A 12442-nucleotide genomic window follows, 5' to 3' on the forward strand; every position below is an offset into this window, starting at 1 on the left:
ACCTCTTTCACATAAATAAACTCGGGTCCCCCGCAAGCGGCGTTAGCCGGCCGTTGTCCATAAGGCCCATACGAACCAACCATTGTTCAAAAGCAGGAGCCGGTCGTAGTCTCATTAATTCCCGCAAAGTGGCGATATCGTGATAGCTGGTCGACTGATAATTGAGCATGCAATCGTCCGCCATGGCTACTCCGATCAAATAGTTGACGCCTGCGGCGGAAAGCAGCACAGCCAAATTGTCCATATCATTCTGATCCGCCTTCATATGGTTGGTATAGCAAACATCCACCCCCATCGGCAGCCCCTGCAGCTTGCCCATGAAATGGTCCTCCAACCCGGCGCGAATGACCTGTTTGCTGTCATATAAATACTCGGGCCCGATGAAGCCAACCACCGTATTGACAATAAACGGCTTATACTTGCGGGCAAGCCCGTAACAGCGCGACTCCAGCGTGACCTGATCGATGCCATGATGCGCTTCTGCTGACAGCTCAGAGCCCTGCCCCGTTTCAAAATACCACAGATTCGGCCCCGTCCCTGTCCCCTCCCGCGTGATCAGTTCATCCGCTTCATCCAGCAGAGCGACATCGATGCCAAAAGCTTTATTGCCATCTTCCGTTCCTGCCAAGCTTTGGAACACCATATCCGCAGGAGCTCCTTGTCGAATAGCGCGCATCTGCGTTTTGATATGCGCCAAGACGCAGTTCTGCGTAGGGATCTGCCATTTCTCCATGACCTCCTTGGTCATCTGCAAAATGTGCTTCACGCTATCTGCGGAATCAATCACGGGGTTGATGCCGATAACCGCATCGCCGATCCCGTAGCTTAATGCTTCAAAAAGCGCTGCTTTTATGCCTTGAATATTGTCCGTCGGATGATTGGGCTGCGCCCTCCCGGCGAGCACGCCTTTTTGACCGATAGTGATGTTGCAATGGCTAGTGACCTCCATCTTGGACGCGGCCTGCACCAGATCCAGATTGGTCATCAGCTTGGCGGCGGCGGCTACCATCTCGCTCGTTAGGCCTCGGGAAAGCCGGCGAATGTCGGGATTCCCTGTCTCCTGCCGCAGCAAATACTCCCGCAGCTCAGCCACCGTCCAATTCCGCACCTCGGCATAGATCTTCTCATTCAAAGCATGCTCGATGACTCGAGAAACTTCATCGGTCTCCGGAGGCAGCAGGGGATGGTTCCGGATATCCGCCAGCGTCAAATCGGCAAGCACTTCTTTGGCGGCGATTCGTTCCTTGGCATCCTGCGCGGAAATGCCCGCGAGCTGGTCGCCTGACTTCTCCTCATTCGCTTTGGCCATCACTTCCTTCAAATCCTTGAATTGAAACGTTGTGCCGAGCAGCGTCGTTTTCAAATTCACCGGCCGCTCTCCTCCCCTCTGCCCTGGCCTTGGAAGGCCAATGTTTTGACCACTACGGGAATCATGATGCCGGAAATCGGCTCGCCTAAATCAATGTAATCCCCGTGCTCCACACGAATTTGATCGATGCAAATGACTTTCGGACGTTGCGCGCAGCGTCTCGAGAGGGATTGGCCGAGGGCCTTGGCGATGTCCGTTTCACAAATGACGACCATCGCTTCACTATGAGGAAAATGATGAATAAAGCTCAGATACAGCTTATCGGCTATGTATTGAAGGGTTGGATAAGTTAAGTGGTGCGTCCCTGACAACGCGAGTCCAAACGGAGGCGAACGATCAAGAGCGAATAAGCTTGCGCCTTCTTGCATGAGAGCGTCAAACCGGTCCGCAAGCGCACTGCCCTGGACTAGCAGCTGCGGCGACAGGTCCAGCTTGAGCACGGGCAAATTGCGGATCGGCAGCAGCGAAGCATCTAAGTGCACCGTCGCACCGCTGATCTCCGTGCTCTGCATACCAGCGCCGATGACGGTCGCTCTGACCGTCTGATCTGCTTGAATCTGGCGAGCGGGGTAACCAGCGGCCAGCTCCTTCCAGGCATGGGCAAGCAGCGGACCGATATCCTGGTGCACGGCAGCGTCCTCCAAGCTGCGGGGCGGCATTGTCTCCGCCATCAGTTGGCCTACACCGCCGGAGACCATCCATTCTTCTATAGAAGGAATGGCAGATAACGGCGTTCCGATCATTAGGGCTTCAATTGCAGCGTCTGCAACACGGACGCCGCTTAAATAGTCCATCATGCAGCGGCACATAGTCATGCAGATTTCGTTCAGCTGCAGCAGGCTTAGCCTGTCGCCCGGCTGAACGGTGTAGCCGGCCTCCTGCAGCCAAGGGCGTATCGACGGCGACACCTCAAGGATCGTGCCGGTCGAGTCGATCCGTATTAGCCTGCCGCCGACATGAAAGGCGACCGTGCGGAGCAGCTTACCTCGATGAAAAATCGCGGCATTCGCCGTACCGCCGCCGATATCGATGTTGGCGACTGCGCTTCGAAGCTGCCAGGAGCGCTGCTCCGCGCCGGCGCCTTTGCCGGCGAGCAGCCCTTCGAGATCAGCGCCGGCTGTCGCGACAACGAAATCGCCCGCTCGTTCTGCGAGCAGATGGAGGATATGCTGCGCGTTTGTTTTGTTCGCCGTCTCACCGGTAATGATGACGGCGCCGGATTTGATTGCCGCTGGCTGGATGCCGGCCTGCTCGTACTCCTGAGCCACGATGGCCCAAATGCGCTCCGCGTGGATCTCATCGCTGCTGAGGAGCGGAGTGCTATAAATCGGGCTCGCATACAGCAGCTCCCGCTCCGCAATCTGGAAGCGCGGCAGGCTGAGCACGCCGGAGGAGCGCACGATTTTCAACCGGGAAATGACCATCTTCGTTGTACTTGTTCCGATATCGAGTCCGACACTCGTGATCCATTGGTCAGTCATGTATCAGCCCACCCGCACCTGCTAAGACCTCAGCTCCATCCCGCAGAATGTCTGCCGCCAGCTTCGCAAGGGGGATGCGGGTCGCCATGCTCACTTCGCGCATTTTGGCGTAAGCCTTCTCCTCACTCAAAGCGTGCTTCTGCATGACAAGGCCTTTCGCTTTTTCGATGCTCTTGCGTTCCTCAATGGATTGCTTTAGAAGTTTGATATCCTGCTTAAGCGAGTCCATTTTCTCCTTCTGGCTCAAAGCAATCTCGACAGCCGGCAGCAAGTCTTCCTCCGACACCGGTTTGACTAGAAAAGCAGCCACCCCGGCCTCGCGCGCGTCCTTCACCAGCTCCTTCTGGCTGTAAGCAGTCAGGAGCAGCACCGATGTATCCTGCTGCAGCTTGCGGATAATATGAGACGCCTTGATGCCGTTCATGACGGGCATTTTAATATCCATAATCGCCAAATCGGGCTTCACCCGAGCTATCAGCTCTATCGCTTCCTCACCATTCTTGGCTTCGCCTGCGACGAGGTAACCGCCCTCCTCCAGCATTTCACGGATATCCATGCGGATGATGGGATCATCATCGACGACGACGATGGCATTTCTCATGGCATTTCGTCCTCCTTTGACTGCGATCTCGCTATTGGAAATGTAAGCTGCACTTCGGTTCCTCGCTCATCCGTCATGATATCCAGAACACCGCCGAGATTTTCTTCTACAAGTGTCTCCGTGATCTTCAACCCTAGATGGCCTTTCCGCTCGGAATGATTCGCCGCTTTGAACCCAATGCCGTTATCCGATACCCGAACCCGAGCGAAGTTGTCTTGATGCTGCAAAGAAACTTCAATATGTCCCGTACGCCTCTCTCCGAAAGCATGCAGCACGCAGTTCTGCACCAGTTCATTCACAACAAGCGCAAGCGTCGTAGCGGCATCGGATTGTAAAATGAGCTCATCCCCGGAAATAACCGGGACGATGGTCTGATCCGGTTTGGACGACGAGGAAATAATGTTCTTGATGATGCGGTCCACAACCTCGTTAAAATGGATCGTCTCCAGTCCTTCAAACGCAAGCATTTCATGAATGACCGCTATCGAATTAATGCGGTTGATGCTGTCGCGATACACCCTCACAACTTCTTCGTGTTTCGTTCTTCGCATCTGCAGGCGGAGCAAGCTGGAGACGGTTTGCAAATTATTTTTCACGCGATGGTGAATCTCCTTGATGACGGCGGACTTGATGACGAGCTGCTTCTCCTTCTCTTTCATATCCGAAATATCGCGCAGTAAAATAATCCCGCCTACCTCCCTCTGCTCCCGGTAAATGGACATAGCTTTGAGCTCGAAGGTCACATGCCCGATTTGCAATTCCTGCTGGATGAGGCCTGAACGGCCAAGTACCGTCAATTTCCCGTAAAATAACTGGGTGATCAGGGAGCCGTTAGCAGCCTCCGCCGTGTGACCGATTTCCTTCAGCATGTCGAGCGCACGCGGATTCGTGTAGGTGACCCGCTCCTTGTCATCAAAAACAATGACGCCTTCATGCATCAGCGACTGCATGCTGCCCTGCGACATGGCCACACTAAGCAGCGTTTCGCTCAGCTGTTCCGTTGTCTCCATCAATCGGGTCACATTCTTCTCCTGCTCAAGCTTCTCCGTGATGTCCTTCTCCATGATGAGTGCCCCGATCACCTGACCGGTTCTGGAGCGAATCGGCACGACATTTTGCTGGATGGCAATCTGCTCCTGCGAAATGCCGCGCGAGCCGATTACGGATTGGCCGGAAAGCAGGCAGAACATAACGGCGGGCTCATTTTGCACAAAAGCATACTGACCTACGACTGATGTCTTGTACAAGGAAGAGCCTTTGGAGGGACGCGCCTCCGCCACGACTAGCGCCATCCCTTTGTCAGGGAGTGGGCAGTCTATGAAGACATCGGATTCGGATACATCGGCAAATAGTTGGAGATGATCCGCCATCTCTTGGATGGTTTGGGTTTCTTCTATGCTCAAAAGCGTATACTTCCTGCACAATTCCATAATGGACGCCATGGTGCATACCTCTTCACTTTAGGATCAAGAGCGTACAATTTGCATAAGCTTATCTTTTAACTTGGCAATGCCTTCGTTTGATGCAGCGGATGTCAGAAAGATTTCACCTTCCGGCAGCGCCTGCCTCAGAAGTTCGATAGCATGATCGATATCTGCCTGGGGGTGATCGATTTTGGTCACAGCTCCTAAAGCCGGCACGGCAAAACCTTGTTCAAATCCAGGGGGAAAATAGTTCCTGTCCCGCGTAGCATCTTGAACCAGCAGAACGGCTGCGGCCTCATGCGAGGTCGCCATTAACGAGCGGTAATACAGCGGATTCTCGCTGTACTCGCCGGGAGTATCGATGACCCAGTCACGGTAGATGAGGCTTTGCGTTTTGGATGCGGGCTGGGGCTCCCCGAATAAGGCTTTGATCAGCGTTGATTTGCCTGCGCCGACGGCACCGATGATCATCACTTTTTTCATCGCGTTATGACCTCGTGATCGGTGCCGTCGAAAATTTTAACTTTTCGAGCAAAAACACATTCACAGCCGCAATCGCCATCTCCACAGCTGCGACTTCACCCGTGAGCACCAGCGAGCCAGTGAACCGGTCCAAGTAGCCGATGCCGACGTCGGCTGCTTTGGTCGCAATGTCCGCTGCGATGATGGCTGTCTCCGTTGGGGTCAGTGTAAGAATGCCAATCGCACTGCGCTCCTCGATGCCGAGTTTCGTATACAAAACTGGGTCCGGATTGGCAATGACATGAGCCAGTGTCAGCTGCTTGCCGGGAACATATTCCTGAATCACTCTCTGTTTGTGCTCTTCCATGCTTCCTCCTCGGCTTCCTTCGCGACTTCGAAGCTATCGACAATGCCGACGATCATCGCATCGATAGGCACCATTTTATCCTTGAACAAGGTTCGGGCTGGACTTCCCCTCGATACGATCACACGTTCGCCAACCCCTGCTCCGATGCGGTCTGCGGCGATAATTGGCGTACCCGCTTCGCTATCTTTGAAATCCATCGGCTGGATCACAAGCAGCTTTAAGTTGTCCATGCCTGTTTCCTTTTGCGTAGCCCATACACTGCCAATGACTTTCCCGTAAAACATAGGACCTCACCTTTCGGCCAAATATTCGATCGTGATGCCTTTATCCTTCAGCATGTCTTGCGCTAGGGCGGAAATGATTGTTTTTCTGCCAATTTGCAAGGAGCGGAACGGACGATTTCTTAGCTCTCGTGTGACCCATTCTGCGGAGACCAGCTTTCCTTCGTAGACGATGGCTGAGGATGCGGGTGTGGGTTCGGGTGGGGCAGGCAGGGCAGCCTCAGTTTTGGAGGCTTCTGGAGTTTCAGAAGTTTCAGGAGCCTCTCGAGCTTCAAGGATTACAGGGCGGATTTTGCTCACGGCTTTTTCGGCAAGCTGTTTACTGGGGGCGAACTCAACGCCGTACATTTGGAGCTCCATTTTGTAATAATCAAAAAGATTGCGATACGGGGTGGGCAGCGTCAGCGTTTGGAGCGTCCGGCGGTCCGCCTTTTTCAATCCTGAGATATCCTCACCGATGAGAACGAATTTATTTTGAACCAGCGTAGAAAAAATGATCTCCGAGACGATCGTCCCTTTCATGCCAAGGGCTGCTCTCGCTGCATTATCCAGATCAATTTCCGGAATCACGATGCCTTCATACGCAAGCGGCACCTCTATGGGAGCTGGAGCGAATTCGTCAGAGGCAATGGTTTGACCTCGCCCAGCGCATTCGATCTTATGCTTGCCGAGCCAGCAGGAGGCTTCGCCGTCCAGGAACATTAGATCATGATCAATGCCGTGAATATTTAATGCGATAAAATGATCGGTGAAAGCTTCATGCGCCGTACTGTCGTAAAACAGGTAAAGCACCTTCGGCCTTTTGGCCTGCTGGTTCAAAATCTCACGAACGATCGCTTCGACCATTTGCTTGATCTCCACCTAGCGCAGCCTCCTTTCGGCATTCTTAGGGATGATCTGGACCGTGTCCCCTGTCGTTAAATGGGCTGCATTCGCCTCATCCCGGTCGATATGGAAATCCAGCGAATACTGCGGGCTCACCCTCACGATCACATCGGCAAAAATGACGGGGCGCTCCCCCATCGCTTGCACCAGAATGCGGTCCCCGTTGTTTAGTCGCAAGATCTGGGCTTCGTCCGGGGATGCATGTACGTGATTTTTGGCGATAATCAGCCCTTCGGGTAAGGCGACACTCCCCTTTGGGCCAACTAACGTAATCCCCGGTGTGCCTGCAAGATTGCCGGATAGACGAATCGGCGGATGAACGCCGAGCTCGAATCCGTCTGTGCGCGAGATTTCCACTTGAGTCAAACCACGTGAGGGTCCCAGGATGCGGACGTTAGACAGGCTGCCGTGCGGGCCCTTGAGTGTCACTGTTTCCACGGCGGCAAATTGCCCTTTCTGGGACAGCTCGCGCAAAGGCGTCAGCTGGTAACCTTCGCCGAACAACATATCGAAATGATGAGGTGCGAGGTGCACATGCCTGTTGGAGACGCCAACAGGTAGGAGGTTCAAAGACAGGGTGCCGGATGACTGGGATGCCAGACGCTGCAAAGGAATTCCTCGCTCCTTCAGGAAATCGGCAGCTGCGGGGGTCAGCTTATCCCCCTCTGTAACTGGAAAAGGATTCGCCAAACCTTTGATCAGCTGTGTGCGCAGATACGTTTCCGTAATGAGCGCCATCTTTTACCCTTCAAGCTTAGGAAGAATGAACTCAATATCGGAGTGCGGACGGGGAATCACATGCACCGAAACCAACTCCCCTACCTTCTCCGCAGCGGCTGCGCCTGCATCCGTGGCGGCTTTGACTGCACCGACATCTCCCCTGACCATCACTGTCACTAACCCGCCGCCTACATGCACTTTCCCGACCAGCCTGACATTCGCCGCCTTCACCATCGCATCCGCCGCTTCAATTGAACCTACCAAACCTTTCGTTTCCACTAAACCTAATGCGGCCAATTCTCCTGCCATTGCTATCTCCTCCTTGGATGATTGGATTAAGACAATTGCATATCGGTAAGGACTTTTCTGATGATCTGAGCAACTTCCTCACGCGTAATGCCCAGCTGATTGGTCTTGATTAGTCCTTCCGCCACCTGGCTGGCGACTTGACTAGGATTCGTCTTTACAGACTCCTCAGGCACGGGCATCTCCTTGATGCCGAAGGCAACCCGCTTGATGTTCAGCAAATGCTGCGGCCCAATATTGTCCGTTGTAATGTTATTGCCAAACGTCCCGCAGCCCAGTGTCATGGAGGGGAAGATACCCGTCGTGGCACCAATGCCGCCGAACGTTGTTCCCGTGTTAACGACAATACGCGATGCCGGCTTTTCCAAACCGAAAGCTTCAATAACCGCTTGGTCCTCAGCGTGAATGCCGAGCGTATGGCCTAAACCACCGAGCGATAACAGCTGAATGCACCTTTGGCAGCCTTCCTGCCAATCGTTCACTGTATATAAAGCAAGCACAGGGCAAAGCTTCTCCATGGAAAAAGGGTAGTCGTGCCCAACCTCCGTCTCTTCTGCGATTAACATTTGCGCGCTATCCGGGACGTCGATGCCTGCTTTGGCCGCTATGGCCTGTGGTGATTGGCCAACAATTTGCGGATTCATCCCTTTCGTGGTCATCAGGATAGAGGCTATCTTATGCTTTTCGTGTTTATTGAGGAAATAAGCTCCACGTCGTTGTAATTCTTGGATAAAGTGCGGCTTGATGGCTTCATCCACAACAAGCGCTTGCTCTGAAGCGCAGATCGTGCCGTAGTCGAACGTTTTACTCTGCAAAATGTGGTTCACCGCGCTTGGGATGTTCGCACTCCGGTGGATGTACACCGGCACATTGCCAGGCCCGACACCGTAGGCGGGTTTGCCGGAGCTGTAAGCAGCCTTCACCATGGCGGTTCCGCCTGTGGCCAAGATGAGATCCGTCAGCTTATGCCGCATCAGCTCCCCACTCGCCTCCAAAGTAGGATGCGAGAGGCAATGAATGAGCCCCGGCGGAGCTCCCGCACGCTCTGCTGCAGCCCGCATGACGGCAGCTGACTCTTGCGAGCAGCGAAGTGCCGATGGATGCGGGGAGATGACGATCGCGTTGCGTGCTTTCAGCGCGATCAGGCATTTGAACAGCACCGTCGAAGTTGGGTTCGTTGAGGGAATGATTGCCGCGATGGTGCCGACGGGCTGGGAGATTTCCCAGACCTGCTTTGTGTTATCCTTGCGGATGATACCCACCGTTTGCATGTCCTTTATCGCTGCATAGATATCCCTCGCGACGAACAGATTCTTCGCCTTTTTATGGGCGACTTTCCCGAAGCCGGTCTCTTTGACGGCCATGGCACCAAGCCGCTCAGCCTGCTGCTCTGCCGCTTCGGCCATAGCGGATACGATCGCATCGATTTGTGGTTGCGTCATTTTTTCCAGGAGCTTCTGAGCCGCCTTCGCCTCTTGCAGGTAATTGCGAACCTCCTGAATCGCTTGCAAATCGCTGTCCAGCTTCATGTCGGCCGCTCTCCTTCTTCAGCGGACAGCTCCGAGAAAAGCCGGACTAGCTCCGCTTTGCTAACCAGCTGAATATCTCGTCCGGCCAGCGGGAACTTCGGCATGTTTTGGGCGAGCTCTCTGAGCTGGGCGACGGTCATTTTGCTCCAGTTCGGTGTAGTTGCAGGAGGCTCTTCTGGCTTGGGTGCTTCTGGTGCTTCTAATGAAGAGGCTTTGGGCTGCTCCCGCTTTTGGACACTCTGCAGCATCGTGTAAACCGAAGGATCAGGACGCGGGATCACCTGTGTGCCGAGCAGCTTGCCGACCCGCTTCGCCTCGTCTGCCCCTGCATCTACAGCCGCTTTGACCGCTGCCACATCGCCCCAGATATACACCGTTACAATGCCGGCATCCACCTTCTCATACATCGTGACCTTTACATCCGCCGTTTTTGCTGCAGCGTCGGCGGCAGCGATTAATGCGGGCAAGCCATATGTTTCGATCATGCCCAAGGCTAGCTTTTGTTCAATCATTACGGACACCTGCCTCTTACTGGCCTATTTTCTTCGGTTCTCTAGCGATGCTTCGAACAGCCTCCGCGAATGCTTCAGCCGCTGCCATACAGGCCGACTGACTGCCTGTCAGCAATCCTCCCGCAAAGTTCGTCTCTGTCGGCGGGCCGTAGAATTTGCACAGGCGCACATCGGCGGCTTTGAGTGCGGCATCCAGGGCGTAGACGGCTTCTAATGGAGGAGCAATTAAGTAAGCCAGCGGCTCGCCTTCCCGGATCTCCGCTTCTTTGGAGAGATACGAGCCTGTGCGGGAGATCACATGCGCATAGTACGCGTGGGTGGCGTCGGCATTCAGCGCGTAGAAGCAGGCGCCGCTCTCCATCACTTGGATAGCGGCATCCAGCCCGCTTCGCACTTCGTCCGGCGAGGCGCCGCCGATGATGCCGATGAATTCACCGGACAGCGGCCCCGACGCATGCCCTGATCCGGCATAGAACGAGCGGGCATACACCACTTCTACCGCTACGTTCTTCGTTGCTTCATCGATGGCGGTGAAACCTACATCGTCGATGGTTGAAGTCAGCAGGCCGAGGCTGCGGATGCCCGGCTTCAGCTCCAGCTTCTGCGCGAGCCCGGCGTCGACGTTCGGGATGATCCGGACGGCGAGCGGTATGGCGCGTATCGGTTTCTCGTTAGGGGGCACTCCCTTCACCTCTCCGCCTTAGTTGAAAGCAAAAAGGTGCCCCGGTTCGGAGAACGCTCGACGTTCTTGGACCTGAGGCACCTTTGCCTGTTTTATGCTTTTGTTAATGGATATGCGATTGGGGAATGGGATATGCTAGCATGGCCATAGAAATCACAAATAAAAACATTCACTTCTTTTTCTTGCTCTTCGCCTTCTCCAAATTCCGAGCAACCCTGTACTTCACAATCCGGCTGATCAATTCATAAGGTATCGGCTTTCCAAGTGGAAATTGCAAAGTTCCTTTGGACGAATGGTACTCGGCTACCTCATCTTGGAATTGGGTAATTCCGTCCGGTGCCGGATAAAATCCGATATGATTTTTAAAAGCTGCAAAATGCACTAAATTCCCGTGCTGCTCAAAGGTAGGCATCGCGTAACTGATTTTTTCCTTGGCATCCGGGGCGGATTCTTTAATGACTTCTCGCAGCTTTTGCAGAATCTCCTGAATCTCCGGCGAAAAAGCTGCGATGTACTCATCGATGGATGTGTACGTGATTTTTTCTTTCATAGGTTCTCCTTCAGGTCATTTGACCGTACCAATATATCTCTGCAAACTTTCTCGACGCACCCTGCAATTAGTTGTACGAATGGCGCTTGGTCACCGCTTATGCTTGCTAATTCTAAGGTCTCATAGTACTTCAAACGAGCCTCATTTGCTGCTTTGACGATAGCTGGCGGAAATCCGAATTTCATTAAAATTAAATTCATCAATAGGCTCGCCGTACGTCCATTTCCATCCGAAAAAGGGTGAATATAAACAAACCGGACTATTACCATTATATCACGGTAGGAAGAGCTTAAGACGGTGCTTGGTTGAAAATGTTCGATCGTAAAGCCTACTCCCTACAACAAAAAAAGCAACCAATCCCTAAGGATTGGCCGCTTCTCATTTCTGCTTCTCGTTACTGCTCCATCAGTTTAATTTGTGGCTCCCAGCCCAATAATCTTTTCGCCTTCGCGTTGGAAATGAGAGATGTTCTTCCCTCTAACGGGGAGCGAATTTCTTTCACGCCAGGCAAGTACTTCGCCACTAAATCCAGCGTTGGCCGATTCGATGAGCTATCATCTGCTGCAATGATAAGCGCCTCCGCGCCAAGCCCATCGACCTCAATGGCTTTGAGACAAGCAGAAGCTATGTCCCTTGCATCGATGTAAGACCACAGGATTCGCAAACGAGCGTCCGTATTATCGAAATTAGCTTTCAGCTGCTCATAACTCTCAGGCACCAGAATGTTGCCTAAGCGGAAACTGACCACCTGCATGCCGGTACGCCGGTTGAACGCCTGCGCGGTCACTTCATTCACCACTTTGGACAAGCCATAGCTGTCCTCCGGCAACTGTGGGTGATCTTCATCGATTGGTAGATACTGAGGCTCGAAAAACTCACTGGCAAAACAAATGCCATACGAAGACTCACTCGACGCAAGTACGACTTTCTTGACTCCCAAGTTGGCCGCCGCTTCCAAAATATTGTAGGTGCTCATCACATTATTACGGAAACATACCTCATTCGTATGCGTATAGGCTTGAGGGATAGCGGCAAAATGCACAATACCCTCCACCTCTTTCCGATTGCCAGTACTGAATTGCGATATCGCATTATGTACCTGACCCAAATCATTAAGATCGGTAATAATCGTCCGGCAAATCGGTTCCGCTGGAGCTTTCACATCCAAATTAATGACATCATAATTATTTTCCACAAAATGTTTTAAAATCCACTGACCCGCTTTACCGCTGCCGCCAGTTACAATGATCCTCTTTTTGTCCATGAAACCTAA

Annotated in this window: 16 protein-coding genes; all 16 read right to left on the reverse strand. The window is 53.3% G+C overall.

All coding sequences use genetic code 11. From position 1 onward, the window contains the following. Nucleotides 1-7 precede the first annotated feature (7 nt). The 16 genes from ACUN27_RS34470 to ACUN27_RS34545 all read right to left on the reverse strand — a co-directional run bounded on the left by ACUN27_RS34470 (nucleotide 8) and on the right by ACUN27_RS34545 (nucleotide 12433). Nucleotides 8-1369, reverse strand: a complete 1362-nt coding sequence (locus tag ACUN27_RS34470; protein WP_315955748.1) for an ethanolamine ammonia-lyase subunit EutB — start codon at nucleotides 1367-1369, stop codon at nucleotides 8-10. After that, nucleotides 1366-2850, reverse strand: coding sequence for an ethanolamine ammonia-lyase reactivating factor EutA (locus ACUN27_RS34475; protein WP_445560397.1), 1485 nt, complete (start codon nucleotides 2848-2850; stop codon nucleotides 1366-1368). Before ACUN27_RS34475 ends, ACUN27_RS34470 begins: the two co-directional genes overlap by 4 nt. Further along, nucleotides 2843-3451, reverse strand: a complete 609-nt coding sequence (locus tag ACUN27_RS34480) for an ANTAR domain-containing response regulator (protein WP_445560398.1) — start codon at nucleotides 3449-3451, stop codon at nucleotides 2843-2845. The genes ACUN27_RS34475 and ACUN27_RS34480 overlap by 8 nt, the downstream gene beginning before the upstream one ends. Continuing rightward, nucleotides 3448-4893, reverse strand: a complete 1446-nt coding sequence (locus ACUN27_RS34485; protein ID WP_445560399.1) for a sensor histidine kinase — start codon at nucleotides 4891-4893, stop codon at nucleotides 3448-3450. The genes ACUN27_RS34480 and ACUN27_RS34485 overlap by 4 nt, the downstream gene beginning before the upstream one ends. Before the next feature lie 24 nt (nucleotides 4894-4917). Continuing rightward, the gene (locus tag ACUN27_RS34490) at nucleotides 4918-5358 is read right to left on the reverse strand and encodes a EutP/PduV family microcompartment system protein (RefSeq protein WP_326062247.1); all 441 of its coding nucleotides are present in this window, start codon (nucleotides 5356-5358) and stop codon (nucleotides 4918-4920) included. Between the two features lie 4 nt (nucleotides 5359-5362). Continuing rightward, on the reverse strand, nucleotides 5363-5704 hold the full coding sequence (locus ACUN27_RS34495) for a BMC domain-containing protein (RefSeq protein ID WP_145668689.1): 342 nt from the start codon (nucleotides 5702-5704) through the stop codon (nucleotides 5363-5365). Beyond that, nucleotides 5680-5988 carry a EutN/CcmL family microcompartment protein gene (locus tag ACUN27_RS34500; protein WP_315955743.1) on the reverse strand — a complete coding sequence of 103 codons (309 nt, stop codon included), beginning with the start codon at nucleotides 5986-5988 and terminating at the stop codon, nucleotides 5680-5682. Before ACUN27_RS34500 ends, ACUN27_RS34495 begins: the two co-directional genes overlap by 25 nt. Nucleotides 5989-5994: 6 nt before the next feature. Further along, complete coding sequence (locus ACUN27_RS34505; protein WP_445560400.1) at nucleotides 5995-6846, reverse strand: hypothetical protein; 852 nt, start codon at nucleotides 6844-6846, stop codon at nucleotides 5995-5997. Next, complete coding sequence (gene pduL / locus ACUN27_RS34510; protein WP_445560401.1) at nucleotides 6847-7608, reverse strand: phosphate propanoyltransferase; 762 nt, start codon at nucleotides 7606-7608, stop codon at nucleotides 6847-6849. Between the two features lie 3 nt (nucleotides 7609-7611). Next, on the reverse strand, nucleotides 7612-7899 hold the full coding sequence (locus ACUN27_RS34515; protein ID WP_127455654.1) for a BMC domain-containing protein: 288 nt from the start codon (nucleotides 7897-7899) through the stop codon (nucleotides 7612-7614). A gap of 26 nt (nucleotides 7900-7925) precedes the next feature. Beyond that, on the reverse strand, nucleotides 7926-9425 hold the full coding sequence (locus ACUN27_RS34520; protein ID WP_445560402.1) for an acetaldehyde dehydrogenase (acetylating): 1500 nt from the start codon (nucleotides 9423-9425) through the stop codon (nucleotides 7926-7928). Next, on the reverse strand, nucleotides 9422-9937 hold the full coding sequence (locus tag ACUN27_RS34525; RefSeq protein ID WP_445560403.1) for a BMC domain-containing protein: 516 nt from the start codon (nucleotides 9935-9937) through the stop codon (nucleotides 9422-9424). Before ACUN27_RS34525 ends, ACUN27_RS34520 begins: the two co-directional genes overlap by 4 nt. Before the next feature lie 16 nt (nucleotides 9938-9953). Beyond that, the gene (gene eutL / locus ACUN27_RS34530; protein WP_445560404.1) at nucleotides 9954-10628 is read right to left on the reverse strand and encodes an ethanolamine utilization microcompartment protein EutL; all 675 of its coding nucleotides are present in this window, start codon (nucleotides 10626-10628) and stop codon (nucleotides 9954-9956) included. Nucleotides 10629-10788: 160 nt separating this feature from the next. Then, complete coding sequence (locus tag ACUN27_RS34535) at nucleotides 10789-11169, reverse strand: iron chaperone (RefSeq protein ID WP_445560405.1); 381 nt, start codon at nucleotides 11167-11169, stop codon at nucleotides 10789-10791. Continuing rightward, a complete protein-coding gene (locus ACUN27_RS34540) occupies nucleotides 11166-11438 on the reverse strand; it encodes a Fic family protein (protein ID WP_445560406.1) in 273 nt (90 codons plus the stop codon). The genes ACUN27_RS34535 and ACUN27_RS34540 overlap by 4 nt, the downstream gene beginning before the upstream one ends. Nucleotides 11439-11563: 125 nt before the next feature. Then, nucleotides 11564-12433, reverse strand: coding sequence for an NAD-dependent epimerase/dehydratase family protein (locus ACUN27_RS34545; RefSeq protein WP_445560407.1), 870 nt, complete (start codon nucleotides 12431-12433; stop codon nucleotides 11564-11566). Between the last annotated feature and the right edge of the window lie 9 nt (nucleotides 12434-12442).

The organism is Paenibacillus sp. WC2504, from assembly GCF_052682475.1.

What these genes read in the sequence shown, in the direction of transcription:
- ACUN27_RS34540 (WP_445560406.1), bottom strand. Translation starts at nt 11,438, where the DNA reads ATGGTAATAGTCCGGTTTGTTTATATTCACCCTTTTTCGGATGGAAAT.
- ACUN27_RS34485 (WP_445560399.1), bottom strand. Translation starts at nt 4,893, where the DNA reads ATGGCGTCCATTATGGAATTGTGCAGGAAGTATACGCTTTTGAGCATA.
- ACUN27_RS34490 (WP_326062247.1), bottom strand. Translation starts at nt 5,358, where the DNA reads ATGAAAAAAGTGATGATCATCGGTGCCGTCGGCGCAGGCAAATCAACG.
- ACUN27_RS34535 (WP_445560405.1), bottom strand. Translation starts at nt 11,169, where the DNA reads ATGAAAGAAAAAATCACGTACACATCCATCGATGAGTACATCGCAGCT.
- ACUN27_RS34545 (WP_445560407.1), bottom strand. Translation starts at nt 12,433, where the DNA reads ATGGACAAAAAGAGGATCATTGTAACTGGCGGCAGCGGTAAAGCGGGT.
- ACUN27_RS34520 (WP_445560402.1), bottom strand. Translation starts at nt 9,425, where the DNA reads ATGAAGCTGGACAGCGATTTGCAAGCGATTCAGGAGGTTCGCAATTAC.
- ACUN27_RS34525 (WP_445560403.1), bottom strand. Translation starts at nt 9,937, where the DNA reads ATGATTGAACAAAAGCTAGCCTTGGGCATGATCGAAACATATGGCTTG.
- ACUN27_RS34475 (WP_445560397.1), bottom strand. Translation starts at nt 2,850, where the DNA reads ATGACTGACCAATGGATCACGAGTGTCGGACTCGATATCGGAACAAGT.
- ACUN27_RS34500 (WP_315955743.1), bottom strand. Translation starts at nt 5,988, where the DNA reads ATGTTTTACGGGAAAGTCATTGGCAGTGTATGGGCTACGCAAAAGGAA.
- ACUN27_RS34495 (WP_145668689.1), bottom strand. Translation starts at nt 5,704, where the DNA reads ATGGAAGAGCACAAACAGAGAGTGATTCAGGAATATGTTCCCGGCAAG.
- ACUN27_RS34480 (WP_445560398.1), bottom strand. Translation starts at nt 3,451, where the DNA reads ATGAGAAATGCCATCGTCGTCGTCGATGATGATCCCATCATCCGCATG.
- pduL (WP_445560401.1), bottom strand. Translation starts at nt 7,608, where the DNA reads ATGGCGCTCATTACGGAAACGTATCTGCGCACACAGCTGATCAAAGGT.
- ACUN27_RS34515 (WP_127455654.1), bottom strand. Translation starts at nt 7,899, where the DNA reads ATGGCAGGAGAATTGGCCGCATTAGGTTTAGTGGAAACGAAAGGTTTG.